The following is a 17,752-nucleotide window of genomic DNA, read 5'->3' on the forward strand; positions in this document are numbered from 1 at the left end:
ACATCAGTATGTTGAAAAGATTCAAATCTGTCAGCATGATTCTCCTGGCGGGCGCGTTGGGTTTCAACGGAAACGCCTTTGCCAATCCGAATACCGGGAATCTTGCTATTGACATTTCCCAACAGGATACGAAAGTAACGGGAACAGTAGAAGATGAGTTCGGACCCGTCGCAGGGGCTTCTGTTGTAATAAAAGGTACTACCACAGGTACTATGACCGATATGGATGGTCATTTCACTCTGGAAGGCGTAAAGAAGGGAGACATTATCCAAATCTCTTTTATTGGTTTTGCCACACAAGATATTCCTTACACCGGACAAGCTACATTGAATGTGAAACTGGTAGAAGATGCCCAGAAGCTGGATGAAGTCGTTGTGACCGCTTTAGGTATGAAACGTGACAAGAAAGCACTGGGTTACGCGATGCAGGAACTGAAAGGTGACGAATTGCTGTCGTCACGCGAACCGAATCTTGCCAATTCATTATCAGGAAAAGTCTCCGGTCTGCAGATCGTGCGCTCCAGTAATGGGGTAGGAGGTTCTTCTAAAATCGTTCTGCGTGGTAACAACTCCCTGACCGGTAGTAACCAGCCGCTGATCGTAGTCGACGGTACGCCGATGGATAACTTCACAGGCGGCGTCGATGATGTATGGGGTAACTCCGGTGCCGATATGGGTAACGGTCTTTCCGATATCAACCCCGAAGATATCGAATCGATGACGGTGCTGAAAGGTGCTTCTGCAGCCGCTTTGTACGGGTCGCGTGCCGGTAACGGTGTGATCCTGATCACCACTAAGTCGGGAAAGAAAAACGAAGGTCTGGGTATCACGGTCAATGCCGGTATCACGACTGAGTCGATTTTCCTTAAACCGGATCTGCAGAACAGCTTCGGACAAGGTTCGGTCGGTGCTTACGATAACCAGTCGCGTTTGAGCTGGGGACCGAAAGCGGAAGGACAGATGGTCTCCGACTGGCTCGGACGTCAGGTACCTTTAAAGACTTATGATAATATAGATGCCTTTTTCAATACCGGGACTTCCTTCAATGAAGGTGTCAGCTTCCAGCAGAATATAAAAGGGACATCGGTATTCTCTTCTATCAACCGTTCGGATGATGCCGGTATCACTCCCGAATCAAAACTGAACAAGACGAATATTACTTTGCGTGCAACCACTTTCCTCGATGAAGCCGAAAAGTGGAAGATCGATGCCAAAGTGAATTACATCAATATGAATGCCCACAACCGCCCGATCCAGGGTGTCAATCCTTCCAATGCATTCAACACGATCTATAATTTGCCCCGTTCACTGAATGTCGCTGAGTTCAAACAGGATGTGGATGAACAGGGAAACATGATCTGGTGGGATGCCTCGAAGAATCCGCAGGAAAACCCGTACTGGGTAACCAAATACCGGCAAAACAACGATACCCGTAACCGTTTGCTGGGTAATATCGCATTGAAATACGCTCCAACGAACTGGTTCGATATTGAACTCCGAGGGGGGACCGACTATTATACGACTACTAAAAATGAAAAAGTATATGCCGGTGGAAATACAACGCCAAGTGGTCTGTACAACGAAGGTTCTGAAACATTCTACGAAAATAACTATAGTTTCCTGGCTACGGCCCGTAAGGATAACCTGATCGACCGTCTGGGTGGATTTGTTTCTTTCGGTGGTAACCTGATGATGCAGAAACGAACGAAGATGAATGCTTCGGCAGGCGAACTGCTTGTCCCGAACCTCTTCTCCCTGAACAATGGTATCAATAAACCGACAGTCACCTCCGAACTGATCCGCCGCAAGATGAATTCGCTGTATGGATCGTTGCAGTTGAACTGGGACGGTTATCTGTTCCTCGATGTGACGGCACGTAACGACTGGTCGTCTACTATGTCGAAAGCCAATCGTTCTTATTTCTATCCGTCAGTCAGCTTGTCGGGCGTTATCTCCGATATGGTTCCGAAGTTGGGCGGGCAGATGCCTGAATGGTTTACTTTTGCCAAGGTGAGAGCTTCTTATGCAGAAGTAGGTAACGACCTCGATCCGTATCAGTTATACAATAACTTTACGGTAGGAAAAGATGAGAATGGGAATACGACGGCTGCTCCGGGTAATGTACTCTTTGATTCTACGGTACGCAGTGAGTTGATCAAATCATGGGAAGCCGGTTTCGATGTTCGCTTCTTCAATAATCGTTTGGGATTGGATGCTGCCTGGTATAAGACAAACGCCACCCGTCAGTTGCTGAACCTCCCGATGGACCCGTTTTCCGGTTATAGTTCACGGAAAGTAAATGCCGGTAATATCCAGAACGAAGGTATCGAAATTTCATTGAACGGTGCGATCCTCGATAATCCGAAAGGATTGAGCTGGAATTCAACGGCGCAATTCTCTCTGAACCGGAACAAGATCATCGACCTGTATCCGGGTGTTACCCTCTATGATATAAAAACATTGGATGCTATCCAGATCGTAGCCGTACAAGGTAGTTATTACGGTGATATCTACGGACAAACATTCCAGCGTGTAGAAGATAAGAACGATCCTGACTATGGTAAGATCATTGTAGGTGAAGACGGTCTGCCGCTGATCACGACCGGCAAATCGAAGGTCGGTAATCAAAGTCCCGACTGGATGCTGGGATGGACGAACAGCTTTGCGTATAAAGGTTTCAATCTTAGCTTCCTGGTAGACTTCCGTATCGGTGGTGACTTGTATTCGGCTACGGCTTCCAACCTGTATGTCCGTGGTAATGCTGCCGGAACAGTAGTCAACGGTAATCGTCAGGACTTCGTGGTCCCTAACTCTGTGGTACAGACCTCTAACGGTTATGCGGACAATAAAGTCCCTGTAACTCATCAGAACTATTGGGAACGTATCGGTTCGACCGGAAACTACGGTTTGCCTGAAATGTTTACGTATGATGCTACCAATATCCGTCTGCGTAACATCACGCTTGGCTATGACTTTAACCGGGCCATGTTACAAAAGACACCGTTCCAGCGCCTGCGTCTGTCGGCCACTTGTAACAATGTATGGATGATCCATTATAACCTGCCGGGTATCGACCCCGAATCCGTATCGGCAACCAATACGAATGCCACCGGATTTGAAAACGGGGCTGCACCGACCAGCCGCTCATTTACGTTCAACGTTACGGTAGGATTTTAAAGATGGTTTAATAAGAACAATAAAGAAATAAAACAAGATGAACACCAAGAATATATTACTGGCAGGCATGTTCTCGATAGCCGCTTTGTTTACATCCTGTAATGATTTTCAGGAAATAAATGAAGATCCTAACCAGGTAGGTGAGGACAAAGTGAAGCCTGAATGGTTCCTGAACGGCTCTATTGTCGGAGCACAGATGAACCCGGAGATTGCCGAACGTATCTTCATTGCCGAGTGGAACCGTGCTTCCCGCTTCAACCGGGGTAGCGGTTTTACGATCGGAACGGACAATAACGACTATATTACCCTATATCTGAGTAACTCATATGCTGTAGGTTGGTTGAACAAAGCCACCAAGGCGATCGAACTGGGTGAAAAGAAGGTTGCCGAAGGCGAAGCCGAACAGTATCCTTATTATAAGAATGTGATACAGATGGCACGTATCTGGCGTGCTTACCTGAATGCGGAAGTATCGGATGGCTTCGGACCGATCCCGGCTTTGTCGGCTTTCACGGGTGTACCTGCCGAATATGATAGCGTAGAAGCTATTTACGGCTTTATACTGAAAGAGCTGAAAGAAGCGGAAGCCGCTCTCGATCCTTCCATCAATATGGAACCGATGGCTGGTGAAGATGCTTTCTATGCCGGAAATATCAATGAATGGAAGAAATATGCAAACTCTTTGCGTATGCGTTACGCCATGCGTATTTCGGCTGTCTCTCCGGAACTGGCAAAGACTGAGTTCGAAGATGCGGCGGGCAAGACCTTTATCTCTTCACTGAACGACCTGGCTGGCGTACAGGAAAAAGATGGTTGGAACGATTTAACAAGTGTCATGTCGCGTACCTGGAATGTACAGGCGATGTCTGTCACTTTCAAGAATCTGGCAGAAGGGTTAGGCGGTATCGAATTTCCCGTTCCCGACTCACTGAAGAGTCATCTGAAAGATCCTCATACCTATATGGGGTTATATCTGGACAAACATTTCCCGCTGAAGACGAACGATCCGTGTGCCGGATTCTATTTTGATGCGATCCCTCAGTATGTCGATCCGCGTGGACCTAAACTGTTCAGCGTGGTAGGCTGGAATGACGGGGTTGTTTATTCCGATTATATCGGTGCAGCTAGTGAAGTACAGCCGGTCGAATTGATGGACCCGAACGATAATGCTAAACCGATGCTGACGGTCGATCCTCGTTATACCTGGGGTACCTGGGTAGCCGGAGAATGGAATAATCTATCCGGTCTGGTCAGTGCATTGACAGGAAAGAATTATAACTATCCTTCCATGTCGAAACAGTATCGTATGAATACTCAGAAACGTGTCTTCTTCGGTCCGTGGGAAAGTTATTTCCTGTTGGCGGAAGCTGCTCTGAAGGGTTGGACGGTTCCGGGTACCGCCAAGTCGAATTATGAGAGTGGCATCACTGCCAGTTTCGAATATCATGGCTTGCAAAACCAGGTTGCACAATATCTGACATCGACGGATTATAATCGTGTAGGTACCTCTGTCAGCTTCGACCATACGACAGAAGCGCAACCGTACACAGTCAATTATGTCGATCCTTATACAAAGGAAAATAAGACAATGACATATAATTATCCGAAGAATTCCATCTATCGCGGTGGCTCTTACAACAACGATGCACTGACGAAGATTATCACTCAGAAATACATTGCACAGGTACCCTGGTTACCGGAAGAAGCTTGGAGCGATCATCGCCGTCTCGGTCTGCCGTTCTTTGAGAATCAAGCTGTAGAAAAAGACTACAACCCATTGAACCAGGTTCCTCTGACCATGGCAACAGCCAAAGAATGTCGCTGGGATTTCTACCCTAAACGCTACCGTTATCCTGCCAATATCCAGACAAATAACCTGGAAGGGTATCAGAAGGCATTGGAATTGCTGGGGGGACCGGATCTGACGACAACCCCGCTTTGGTGGAATCAACATTAACTACTTTTGTTTACTTTTCTATCAAGAGAAAAGTAAAATTAAACAAACACAAATATGGTACATAAATTATTAATCCGCGACCTCACCCTCCGTGACGGGCAGCAGTCAGCATTTGCAACACGCATGTCACAACAACAAATCGACCGTGTATTATCTTTCTATAAAGAGGTTGGTTTCTACGCAATGGAAGTGTGGGGTGGGGCAGTTCCCGATGCTGCCATGCGATATCTGAATGAAGATCCCTGGGAGAGACTGGAAAAGATAAAAGCAGCCGTAGGTACGACAACCAAGCTCGCCGCTTTATGCCGTGGGCGTGACCTGTTCGGTTACAATCCTTATCCGGACAATGTCGTCAAAGGTCTTTGCCGTAACGCTGTCGAGTCGGGCATTAATATTATGCGTATCTTCGATGCTATGAACGATGTCGACAATATGAAGCCGGCTATCAAATATACCGATCGTTATGGAGGAATGGCCGATTGCGCCGTCTGCTATGCCATCGATCCACACCATTCCGCTTTGGAACGGATAGAAGCCGCCCTGCATGGCCGCCCGTTGCATAAGCCGATCTTTAAGAATGACTATTTCCTGGAAAAAGCCCGGCAAATGGAAAATTATAGTGCCGACATTATTACTCTGGAAGATGCCAACGGCCTGATCACTCCGGGAAAGACAGCCGAGCTGATACGTCTTTTCAAGAAGAATCTGAAGGCTCCCGTTGACTTCCATACCCGTTGTATTGCCGGATACGGCCTACCCTCTATGCTGGCTGCTATTGTCAACGGTGTGGATATCGTCGATACGAATATCTGGTATTTTGCCGGAGGTTGCTCTGCACCCGCTATCGAATTGATCTATGTCTTCTGCAAGAAGATGGGAATAGAGTTGGAGATCGATATGGAAGCTGTCGCCCGTATCAATGCCGAACTTTTCAAGATACGCAAGGAGCTGCGGGCTTACGATTCCGCCAAAGAACTTCCTAATCCCTTTAACCCTCTGACCGATAAATTACCTACCGAAATAGACCGTTTCTTCAATGACGCTATCGAAGCTGCCCGCCATGACAAGGAAGACGACCTGATCATTTTCTGTCGTGCTATCGAGGAATATTTCAACTTCCCCGAACCGAATGAATTGGTTCAGAAGTCGCAGATTCCGGTAAATGTGTATAATCAGATTGTAGCTTTGTTGAAGCAACAGGGACATCCTGAATTGTTGGAGAAAGCGATGTCGCTGATTCCTCAGGTACGTATGGATGCCGGTTTACCTCCTTTGGTTACCCCGGTAAGTCAGGTGATCGCTTCGCAGGCTGTTGCCTGTGCATTGGATGAGCTGAATGGTCGCCCTCTCTACAGTAAACCTGTATATCCTTTTATCTCCCTGATCCGGGGAGAGTTTGGAAAAACACCTTTACCGATAGATCCGGAATTTCGTTTGAAAATAACCGGCAAACGGGAAGAACAATGTTATGATGCTTCGGATTATGAGATGCAGGAAAACCCGATGATAGATGAAGTCGGTATCCTGGTAGCCGAAAATGAGAAAGAAGTCTTGTTGCTGGAACTCTTTCCGATGTCGGCCCGTAATTTCCTGACGAAACGTAAAAAGGAAAAATTCAAGGATAATATGTTTTCCTAGGCACAAAGGTCTATGGGGCTGTTGGCATTATATACCTATAGGTATCAGCCCTATAATCCTACAACTGTTAACTCTATAGTGTCACAGGGGTTGACACTAATATAATAATCCCGTTGTTTTTACAACGGGATTTTATTTATTCTTCGTATATGCCGACCGCCTTCGAAAGGAGTGTCCAGAAAGGCTTCGACAACGCGGGTAGCTTCCTCCTGACTGATAAACCGACCGGGCATGACAAGTATATTGGCATCATTGTGCTCACGAGCCAGTCGTGCAATCTCTTCCTGCCAACATAAAGCGGCCCGTATTCCCTGGTGTTTGTTTAAAGTCATTGCAATACCGTTTCCTGATCCGCAGATCGCTATTCCGGGATATACTTCCCCGGCTTCTACAGCGTAAGCCAACGGATGGGCGAAATCGGGATAATCGCAACTTTCTGTTGAACAGGTTCCGAAATCCTTATAGGATAATCCTTTGGAGTCCAGTATTTGTTTCACATACTCTTTTAGTTCGTAACCTGCGTGGTCACAACATAAACCTAGTGTTTTCATCTTTATCTGTTAGAGGTAGACAAAAAGGGGCTGTTACACCCCTTTTTACTAATAGTTTCTTATGCTAATAATTCTTTTACCTGATTGTATACATTCTGTCCGGTGAAGCCCAGTTTTTCGTCCAAAACCTTGTAAGGAGCGGAGAATCCGAATGATTCGAGTCCCCATACCTTACCGTTGGCTCCGACCAATCCTTCCAGGTTGACCGGCAGACCGGCTGTCAGACCGAAAATCTTGCTTCCTGTCGGAATAACAGATTCCTGATATTCCTTGCTCTGGCTGCGGAACAGTCCTTCAGACGGAACGGATACGATACGAACCTTTACGCCATCGGCGCGAAGCAATGCAGCTCCTTCAACCAATGTGGCTACTTCCGAGCCGGAAGCGACCATGATAACGTCCGGGTTTTCATCGCTTTCTACAATATAAGCACCCTTTTCTGCCTGCAGAGCTTCGTCGTAACGGCTTCCTTTTGCGGGCAGGTCATTAATGTTCTGACGGGAAAGGATCAAAGCGGTAGGAGTGGCGGTATTTTCCATTGCCATCTTCCATGCAATTGTCGTTTCAATAACATCGGCCGGACGGAGAACCAGCATAGAGTTGTGTCCCTTGTGGTTCTTCAGTTTTTCCATCAGGCGGATCTGTGCTTCCTGTTCAACCGGTTCGTGAGTAGGTCCGTCTTCACCGACACGGAAAGCGTCGTGCGACCAGATGAACTTAACCGGCTGCTCCATCAATGCTGCCATACGGATGGCTGGCTTCATATAATCGGAGAATACGAAGAAGGTACCGCAAGCCACGATCACACCACCGTGCAGTGACATACCGATACATACACATGCCATGGTCAATTCGGAAACGCCAGCCTGGAAGAAAGCTCCGCTGAAATCTCCTTTTATAAATGAATGTGTTTTCTTCAGGAAACCGTCTGTCTTGTCCGAGTTGGAAAGGTCGGCAGATGAAACAACCATATTTTCAACCTGGGTTGCCAATACGCCTAATACGGTAGCGGATGCGGCACGTGTTGCCTGGTTTGCTTTCTGTTCGATAGCTTCCCAGTCCAGTTTAGGAGCTTTGCCGGAGAACCAGAATTGCATTTTCTCAGCCAGTTCCGGATTGGCTTTCGCCCATGCTTCTTTAGCAGCATAACGTTCGGCTACGATAGCTTCCAGTTCTTTTGCACGCTTTGCATACAGTTCGGCAACTTCCGGAAATACAGTAAACGGATTCTTAGGATCGCCTCCCAGGTTCTTGATTGTCTCTTCGATCGATGCACCTGCAGCAGACAAGGGTTGACCGTGTGTGGATACTTTGTTTTCGTAGCTGCTGTCGTCGGCTCCGCGGGCACCTTTACCCATAATGGTATCACCGATGATCAGGGTAGGACGTTGGGTTTCAGCCTTCGCTTCATCCAAAGCCTTACGTATTTCATTTACATCGTTTCCATTGATGCTGATCACTTTCCAGCCCCATGCCTCGTATTTCATAGCAACATTTTCAGTCGTTACTTCTTCTACGGTTGTAGAAAGCTGGATGTTGTTGGAGTCGTAGAACATGATCAGGTTGTCCAGTCCCAGTGTTCCGGCAACACGTCCGGCACCTTGTGAGATTTCTTCCTGGATACCACCATCGGATATATATGCGTAAATAGTCTGGTTCATTACATCTCCCAGGCGGGCTTTCAAGAACTTGGCAGCGATCGCAGCACCTACTGCGTAAGTATGGCCTTGTCCCAGCGGACCTGAGGTATTTTCGATTCCTCGCTTGACGTTTACTTCAGGATGGCCCGGAGTAGGACTTCCCCACTGGCGGAACTGCGACAGCTCTTCCATCGTGAATTTGCCGGTAAGGGCGAGGGCTGAATAAAGCATCGGAGACATGTGTCCCGGGTCCTGGAAGTAGCGGTCCCTACCTTCCCATTCCGGGTTCTTGGGATCATAGACTAAATACTCTGAAAATAGTACATTGATAAAATCAGCACCACCCATTGCACCGCCCGGATGACCGGATTTAGCCTTTTCTACCATTGACGCTGCCAGGACGCGGATATTATCCGCTGCTCTGTTCATTACTTTGATATCGTTCATTTTGATGAATTATTTTAATTTTTGCACAAAGATAGGGAATCTCTTCTTATAGACCGCTATATCATACAAACAATTCATTTTCTGTAAAGTTTCCTAATTAGCGATATTTCTCATAGAGAGCCGGATATGCAAGGCGATTTTCGCGATTCGGATGGTATGTTACAAGGAGAAATAGAATCCTTGATCCAGTAAACGGTCGTATTTCTCTTTATTGAACATATAATAGAAAGCGCCTCTTTTAGAACTCTTTTTATCCTTCTCGTCCAGTTTTTCGAGAATGTCCATCGAGTTTAACTTCTTACGGAAATTACGTTTGTCTAACGGGGTCTGATAGATCGCTTCATATAGGCTTTGAAGCTGGGGGAGGGTAAATTTTTCCGGAAGAAGGTTAAATCCGACAGGGCGTGTCGCTGCTTTTTTCTTCAGGAGCGATAGGGTGTCGTCGATCATTTGGTTGTGGTCGAAGATTAGTTCGGGAATATCGCTGATTTTAACCCATTCGGCATTATGTTCTTTCAGCAACTCCGGATTGAAATCGTTCATATTGACTAATGAATAGTATGCTACGGAGATAACCCGTTCTCCAAGATCGCGGGTAACATCTCCGTAAGCACCTACCTGCTCCATAAAAAGACGATCGATACCGGAACATTCGGTAAGAACGCGGGAAGCCGCTTCGTTTACACTTTCGCCCGATTTGATAAAGCCGCCCATCAGAGACCACTGTCCTTTTAGTGGTTCAAAATTCCGTTTGTAAAGTAATACGTTGAGTTCACCACTGTTGAATCCCAGAATAATACAATCTACTGCAACAAAAAATTTGACTTCGTTCTGATAAAATGCGGCTGTCATGATATTTTATGGATATTGAATTAATTTATTATGCGAGTTTGCGTGCGCCGTCGCTGATTACTACTTCGTAAACTTTAGGTTCGTGACCGAATTTCTTTGTATAAGACTCGAATGCTTCTTTGATGAAATCATCATGCAACTCGTCTTTTACAAGGTTGATCGTACAGCCGCCGAAACCACCGCCCATCACACGTGAACCTGTTACGCCACATTTCTTGGCTACATCGTTCAGGAAGTCCAGTTCTTCGCAGCTCACTTCGTACAACTTGCTCATGCCGTGATGAGTTTCGTACATTTTCTGACCTACAGTTTCGTAGTCGCCTTTTTCCAGAGCTTCGCAAACGTCGAGTACGCGCTGTACTTCTTCGATTACGTATTCGGCACGCATATAGTCTTCTGCGCTGATATCGCCTTTCACTTCGTTCAGCATGTCCATTGTAGCGTCACGCAGGAATTCTACTTCCGGATGATTACGACGGATAGCAGCTGCTGCATTTTCGCAAGACTGGCGACGTTTGTTGTATGCAGAAGAAGCCAGTTCGTGTTTAACTACGGAATCCAGCAATACCAACTTATAGCCAACCGGATTGAACGGGAAATATTTATATTCCAAAGAACGGCAATCCAGACGGATCAGGCTGCCTTCTTTACCGAATACGGAAGCGAACTGGTCCATGATACCACAGTTAACACCACAATAGTTGTGTTCTGTAGACTGACCGATCTTAGCTAATTCGAATTTGTCGATACCCAGAGAGAAAAGGTCATTCAAAGCAAAAGCATAGGTACTTTCCAGAGCGGCTGATGAAGACATACCGGCACCCAGAGGAACATCGCCTGCAAATACGGTATCGAATCCCTGGATCTGACCGCCACGTTTGATGATCTCGCGGCATACACCGAAGATATATCTTGCCCAGCTTGCTTTTGGTGCATCTTCTTCGTTCAGTCCGAATTCTGCATAATCGTTCAGGTCGATAGAGAATGCGCGAACTTTACCTGTGCCGTTCGGTTTGATCTCAGCGATCATGCCTTTATCGATAGCACCCGGAAATACGAAACCACCATTATAGTCTGTGTGTTCACCGATCAGGTTGATACGGCCCGGAGAAGCATATACACTACCTTCTGTATTAAATAACTCCTGAAATTTATTTCTAATTTTTTTCTGCATGATATTATTTCTTTTAAAGGTTATAAATGAAGAAATTATCCGGTTATAAGGTAAAACCGGATAATTTCATAAATTGGCATATTGTTTATTTTATTCTGATTTTTTCGATGGTTTAGAACCGATAGCCGCATAGAATAAAATGTAAGCAGCACTGAAGAGTACAACCCAGTAGCTGGTCATATAATCAGTCATATCGGCAACCCAACCCTGAACAGCAACCATTACAGCGCAACCGAATACCATTGTCATAAAGATACCGCTGGCAATAGCTGTATATTTTCCTAATCCTTCTACAGCCATGTTGAATATACCACCCCACATTACGCTGGTACAAAGACCTACGAGAAGGAATGCCAGAATACCAACGGGAACTTCCTGCCAGATCACACTTAATGAAGCCCAGTCTACACCAGGAACTTCAACTGTATTTGTTTCAGGTGAGAACATACCGAAGCTAACCAATAGAAGAGTTGCAATCGATACGATGGTGATCATCGTACGGCTGGAAACCTTACCTCCGATACTAGCTCCTACGAAACGTCCGATAAGCATCATAAGCCAGTAAACAGCTACGATAAGACCCACGGTGCTGGCCGGTATACCTTTTGCTGTAAGGTATTGAAGAATATAAGTAGGAGTACCTACTTCAACGCTCATGTAAAGGAAGATAGCGAGTGCTCCCAGTGCAAAATGACGATGGCTCAAAGCGCCCTTGATCAAGCTGGTGTCAACAGGTGCCTGTTCAGGTTCTTCAATTTTAGTAAATACGATAACTACAAATGCGATAACGAAGATAGCAAGAGCGATCATCAATGCCGGTGTTGCGTCGGCAATATGTGCTTTGGCTGCGTCACCGATAAGAGCTCCCATCAGGATGTAGCAGGCAACGGCTGCAGTACTGTTGAATACACCGCCGAGCTGGATAAGCTGGTTACCCTTGTTACCACCGCCACCGAGCAGGTTAAGCATCGGGTTAACCACACAGTTAAGAATACACATAGTGAAACCGCTGATAAATGCTCCGACCAGGTAAACCAGGAAAGCGCTCTCCTTGCCCACATGACCACTCAGCCATTGAACTAAAATACCTACGATACCTACAACAAGACCGATAAGAGCTGTTTTCTTATAGCCATATTTGGCGATAAGCATACCGGCAGGAATACCCATTACCAAATAGGCAATGAAGTTACCATAGTTTCCAATTTGGGCAAGAACATTGCTAGCCCCGAAGTCGTTCTTTACGATAATAGCCATTGGTGAACAAAGGTTAGTCACGAATGCGATCATTGCAAACAGTGCAATCATAATGATGATGGCACCCCATTGTTTTTTTTCTTGAGTCATTGATTGATATTTTTATTATTATTGATATATTAATTTTGTTATTTGTTATTCAGCAGAGAATTTATAAATGGTCTTGCTTTCAAAAACTTCTCCCGGACGGAGTACGGTAGAGGGGTATTCCGGTTTGTTCGGGCTGTCGGGGAAATGTTGTGTTTCCAGGCATAAAGCAGCTCTTGCCGGGTAACGCTGTCCATTCTTTCCTTCGAAATTACCGGTCATCCAGTTACCTGTATATAATTGTACACCCGGTTCGGTTGTATATGCTTCCATGACAATACCGGTCTTCGGCGATTGACAACGGGCACAGAAACCCAGTTCGCCTTCTTCCTTATTTAATATATAGGTATGGTCGTAGCCTCTTGCCCAAGTCAACTGGTCGGTCGGTTCGTCTATGCGTGCACCTACCAGATAAGGGGTACGGAAATCCATCGGGGTACCTTCCACCTTTTCCGGTGCTCCGTAAGGTATGGCTGTTTCATCCGTAGGAAGATATTGATCGGCATTGATTGTCAGTGTATGATCTGCTACTGACGGATCGCCTGCTCCTGATAAGTTGAAGTAGGAGTGATTGGTCAGGTTCAATACGGTCGGTTTGTCTGTTACGGCATGATACATGATTACGACTTCATTGTCGTCTGTCAGATGGTATGTAACAGTCACTTTTAATGTTCCGGGGAAACCTTCTTCACCGTCTGCTGACGTATATTTCAGTTCTACGGTCTGGTCATCGGTCTGATTGGCATCCCATACAACAGAATTAAAACCTTTGAGTCCTCCGTGAAGGCTGTTGGGGCCATTGTTGATGGCCAACTTATCGTACACAACGCCGTCGAGTGTAAATGAACCCTTGGCGATACGGTTCCCGTAGCGACCGCAGATAGCTCCGAAGTAAGGCTCTTCAGAAACCAGATAATCATCGATTGAATTATGTCCGGTAACAACATCGGTTAACTTGCCGGACCGATCCGGTACCATAAGCGATACAATTTTTGCACCGTAGTTGGTAATGGTAAGTTCTGCTCCTTTCTTATTGGTCAGGATACATAGCATCGTCTCCTTCCCGTCTATTTGCTTGCTGAAATTAGCCACAGTCAAGCCAGACAGTGTATTCTTGTTCTTCATGTATGTAATGTTATCAAAATTGCGTGTAAAATTAGCCTACTTCTTCGTAAATAGGATGCACGAAAAGATGTTATAGAGCATAAAGCCGCTTTTTGTCTACCAATTTAGTGTATTAGTCCACCTTTTAAATATGTATTTAGTGTACATTTGCAACTAAATAAATCTTTTATTTACGGAAAAACACTTGATATGAGAAGAAGCATGAAAAACGCTATCTTCCTGTTCCTCTTAAGTATGGGGGTAAGTAGTCTGATGGCACAGACTAATGAGTTCAAAATAGACGTGCAGCAAACGGGTGCGCCTATCCAATCCACCATGTACGGTATCTTTTTTGAAGATATCAACTTCGGAGCAGACGGAGGATTGTATGCAGAGCTGATTAAGAACCGTTCTTTTGAGTTTGAAAATCCTTTCGGGGGCTGGGTTCCTTTTGGAAATGTAACGGTACAGACCAAATCCCCCTGTTTTGACAAGAACCCGCATTATGTACGTCTTTCTTATAATAAAGAATTGACCGGTACAGGGCTGGATAACGAAGGTTTTAAAGGCATTGGTATTAAGGCAGGGGAGAAGTATGACTTCTCTTTCTATGCCCGTACGGTAACTAACGGCCCGATCAAGTTTCGTATAAATCTGGTAAATAGCGAGCATGATATTTATGAAACAAAGGAAGTTGAGATAAACGGTAAGGATTGGAAAAAGTATTCCGTAGTCCTGACTCCTGAGGCAACGGAAGCCCATTCCCGTTTACGTATCACGATGCTTACACAGGGAACGGCGGATCTGGAACATATATCTTTATTCCCTCAGAAAACATTCAATAACCGTCCGAACGGTATGCGTGCCGATCTTGCACAGGCATTGAAAGATCTTAAACCGGGTGTATTCCGCTTCCCCGGAGGTTGTATCGTGGAAGGAACGAACCTGGCCACCCGTTATCAGTGGAAAAATACGGTTGGTCCGGTCGAAAACCGTCCGATCAATATCAATCGTTGGAATTATACATTTCCTCATAAGAAGTTCTCCGATTATTATCAGTCTTACGGTTTAGGTTTCTTCGAATATTTCCAGTTGAGTGAGGATCTTGGTGCCGAGCCGCTTCCTGTATTGAACTGCGGTCTTTCCTGTCAGTATGAAAATGATGATCCGAAAGAAAACTGTCCGGTCGATAAATTGCAACCTTATATTGACGATGCCCTTGATCTGATCGAGTTCGCCAACGGTTCTGTAACCTCTAAATGGGGAAAACTGCGTGCCGATATGGGACATCCGGCTCCTTTCAACCTGAAGTTTATTGCTATTGGTAATGAGCAGTGGGGTACTTTGTTTACTGAACGCCTGGAACCTTTTGTAAAGGCTATTCGTGCCAAATATCCGGATATTAACGTTATTGGTAGTTCCGGTCCACAAGCGGAAGGGGAAGATTTCGACTTCTTATGGCCTGAAATGAATCGGATGAAAGTCGATTTGGTCGATGAACATTTTTATCGTTCTCCCGAATGGTTCCTGAATGGTGCCAAACGCTATGATTCATACGATCGTAACGGTCCTAAGGTTTTTGCCGGTGAATATGCCTGTCATCCGAACAATCGCGAGAATAGTTTCCTGACAGCATTGGCTGAGGCTGCTTTTATGACTGGCTTTGAGCGTAATGCTGATGTAGTACATATCTGTACTTATGCACCTCTGTTTGCCCATGTGGATGCCTGGCAGTGGCGTCCGGATTTGATCTGGTTCGATAATCTTTCTTTGGTGAAGACGCCGAATTATTATGTGCAGCAACTTTACGGTCATAATGTCGGTACGAATGTCGTGCCTTTGACTATGCAGAACGAACCGGTTACCGGACAAAATGATCTGTATGCAACAGCAGCAGTCGATAAGAAGACAAATGAGTTGATCATTAAGATCGCCAATACCGGCATTCAAAACAGAAGAGTGAAACTGGATTTAAACGGCCTTTCCGGTGGAAAACATAAAGGTACAGTAACCGTACTTCACGCCTCTGATCTGGAAGTTAAAAATACGATCTGCAAACCGGACCAGATAGTGCCTGTTGTTTCAGAAATCGAACTGGAAGCTCCGGCTGCAGAAGTAGTACTTCGCCCGTTAAGTTTCTCTGTTTATCGCATTGCGTTTTGATATTCCTATTTATATGGTGCAGGTCTCTTCGGATTCCTGTACCATAATTTGATTTGAATAACCTCCAATTAACCTGTCCTTTTTTTGTAAATGCCGATCTTTGTTACGTACTTTGCGTAAAAGGTATTATTTTAATCAGATAAATTATGGCAAAGCTTTATCCTATCGGTATACAGAATTTTGAGAGTCTTCGTGAGGATGGATATATCTATGTTGATAAAACGGAGCTGGTTTATCAATTAGTGAAAACTGGATGCTATTATTTACTAAATCGCCCACGCCGTTTTGGTAAAAGTTTGCTTATTTCTACCCTGGAAGCTTATTTTCTGGGAAAAAAGGAGTTGTTTAAAGACTTGGCTATCGAAAAGCTGGAAAAAGATTGGTTGGAATATCCTGTACTTCATTTGGATTTGAACGCCGAAAAATTTGACAGTCCTGAGCGTCTGGATGCTTTGTTAAGTAATCAGTTGACTCAGTGGGAAGAACTTTATGGTCATGGACCGGATGAAACGACGCTTTCACTGCGCTTTAAAGGAGTAATTCGCAGAGCAGCCAAGCAGACCGGTCAACGCGTTGTAATCCTGATTGACGAATACGACAAGCCGATGTTGCAGGCATTGGATAATGATGAACTGCAAGAGATATATCGTGATACTTTGAAGGCTTTTTATGGAGTGATGAAGAGCATGGATGGGGATATCAAGTTTGCTTTCCTAACGGGGGTAACTAAGTTCGGGAAAGTAAGTGTGTTCAGTGATCTGAATAATTTGGACGATATTTCGATGAAAGGACCTTTTGCCTCTATTTGTGGTATTACTGAAAATGAATTGCACGAATATTTTGATGAAGATATTAAAGCTCTTGCTTCATCTCTTTCCCTAACAAATGAAGAAGCCTGTACGGAATTAAAAGGATGTTATGACGGTTATCATTTTGTGCCGAATAGTCCTGGTATGTATAATCCTTTCAGTTTGCTTAATACCTTTAAGTATTTACAATTCGGTAGCTATTGGTTTGAAACAGGTACACCAACCTATTTGGTGAAATTGTTAAAGCACTCTCATTATAACCTGTATAACATGGCGCATACGGAAACGGATGCCGATGTTTTGAATGGCATTGACTCCACATCTGTTAATCCAATACCTGTGATTTATCAGAGTGGATATCTTACCATCAAAGGATATGATCGTGAATTTGGTATTTATCGTCTGGGATTTCCTAATCGTGAAGTGGAGGAGGGTTTTATGAAATATCTGCTTCCTTTCTATGCTAATACGGATAAAGTCGATTCTTCTTTCCATATTCAGAAGTTTGTTCGTGAGATACGTTCCGGCGATTATGATTCCTTCTTCCGTCGTTTGCAAAGTCTTTTTGCTGATACTCCTTACGAGTTGGTTCGTGATTTGGAGTTACATTACCAAAATGTCCTGTTTATTGTGTTCAAGTTGATTGGCTTCTATGTAAAAGCAGAATATCATACTTCGGAAGGTCGTATTGACTTGGTATTACAAACGGACAGTTTTATTTACCTGATGGAATTCAAACTGAATGGAACAGCCGATGACGCTCTGCGCCAAATCAATGAGAAAGGTTATGCGCTTCCTTTTGCAGCCGATCCCCGTCAATTATTTAAGATAGGAGTGAATTTCAGTGCAAAGACACGCAATATAGAGGAGTGGAAAATAGAATCTAAATAATGACTT

11 protein-coding genes are annotated in these 17,752 nt (G+C 45.0%); 5 read left to right on the forward strand and 6 right to left on the reverse strand.

Going from position 1 to position 17,752, the window contains the following annotated elements:
* Positions 1-8 precede the first annotated feature (8 nt).
* From P3L47_RS14005 to P3L47_RS14015, 3 genes are read left to right on the forward strand one after another with little or no spacing between them, the layout of a single operon-like run.
* Positions 9-3,176, forward strand: coding sequence for a SusC/RagA family TonB-linked outer membrane protein (locus P3L47_RS14005; protein ID WP_277781191.1), 3,168 nt, complete (start codon positions 9-11; stop codon positions 3,174-3,176).
* Positions 3,177-3,213: 37 nt separating this feature from the next.
* Positions 3,214-5,133: a SusD/RagB family nutrient-binding outer membrane lipoprotein gene (locus tag P3L47_RS14010; protein ID WP_277781192.1), complete on the forward strand. Its 1,920-nt coding sequence runs from the start codon at positions 3,214-3,216 to the stop codon at positions 5,131-5,133.
* A gap of 54 nt (positions 5,134-5,187) precedes the next feature.
* The gene (locus tag P3L47_RS14015; protein WP_277781193.1) at positions 5,188-6,771 is read left to right on the forward strand and encodes a carboxylase; all 1,584 of its coding nucleotides are present in this window, start codon (positions 5,188-5,190) and stop codon (positions 6,769-6,771) included.
* Positions 6,772-6,890: 119 nt separating this feature from the next.
* Here P3L47_RS14015 and rpiB read toward each other — a convergent pair whose 3' ends face one another.
* The 6 genes from rpiB to P3L47_RS14045 form a co-directional block, all read right to left on the reverse strand.
* Complete coding sequence (gene rpiB, locus P3L47_RS14020) at positions 6,891-7,322, reverse strand: ribose 5-phosphate isomerase B (RefSeq protein ID WP_277781194.1); 432 nt, start codon at positions 7,320-7,322, stop codon at positions 6,891-6,893.
* 59 nt (positions 7,323-7,381) lie between these two features.
* A complete protein-coding gene (locus P3L47_RS14025) occupies positions 7,382-9,409 on the reverse strand; it encodes a transketolase family protein (protein ID WP_277781195.1) in 2,028 nt (675 codons plus the stop codon).
* A gap of 159 nt (positions 9,410-9,568) precedes the next feature.
* Positions 9,569-10,261 carry an NUDIX hydrolase gene (locus tag P3L47_RS14030; RefSeq protein ID WP_122362549.1) on the reverse strand — a complete coding sequence of 231 codons (693 nt, stop codon included), beginning with the start codon at positions 10,259-10,261 and terminating at the stop codon, positions 9,569-9,571.
* Positions 10,262-10,289: 28 nt separating this feature from the next.
* Positions 10,290-11,435, reverse strand: a complete 1,146-nt coding sequence (galK, locus tag P3L47_RS14035) for a galactokinase (RefSeq protein ID WP_183669366.1) — start codon at positions 11,433-11,435, stop codon at positions 10,290-10,292.
* Positions 11,436-11,525: 90 nt separating this feature from the next.
* Positions 11,526-12,782 (reverse strand): MFS transporter, encoded by a 1,257-nt coding sequence (locus P3L47_RS14040; RefSeq protein ID WP_122362548.1) that lies wholly within the window; start codon positions 12,780-12,782, stop codon positions 11,526-11,528.
* 45 nt (positions 12,783-12,827) lie between these two features.
* Complete coding sequence (locus P3L47_RS14045; protein ID WP_277781196.1) at positions 12,828-13,904, reverse strand: aldose epimerase family protein; 1,077 nt, start codon at positions 13,902-13,904, stop codon at positions 12,828-12,830.
* A 189-nt stretch (positions 13,905-14,093) separates the two neighbouring features.
* On the opposite strand from P3L47_RS14045, the gene P3L47_RS14050 reads away from it, so the two are divergent.
* Together P3L47_RS14050 and P3L47_RS14055 are read left to right on the forward strand one after the other, a co-directional pair.
* Entirely contained in the window at positions 14,094-16,046 is a 1,953-nt protein-coding gene (locus P3L47_RS14050; protein WP_277781197.1) for an alpha-L-arabinofuranosidase C-terminal domain-containing protein, read from the forward strand.
* Between the two features lie 146 nt (positions 16,047-16,192).
* Positions 16,193-17,746, forward strand: a complete 1,554-nt coding sequence (locus tag P3L47_RS14055; protein WP_427910515.1) for an ATP-binding protein — start codon at positions 16,193-16,195, stop codon at positions 17,744-17,746.
* Positions 17,747-17,752 lie beyond the last annotated feature (6 nt).

Source organism: Parabacteroides chongii (genome assembly GCF_029581355.1).
In the GTDB taxonomy this organism is placed as follows: domain Bacteria; phylum Bacteroidota; class Bacteroidia; order Bacteroidales; family Tannerellaceae; genus Parabacteroides; species Parabacteroides chongii.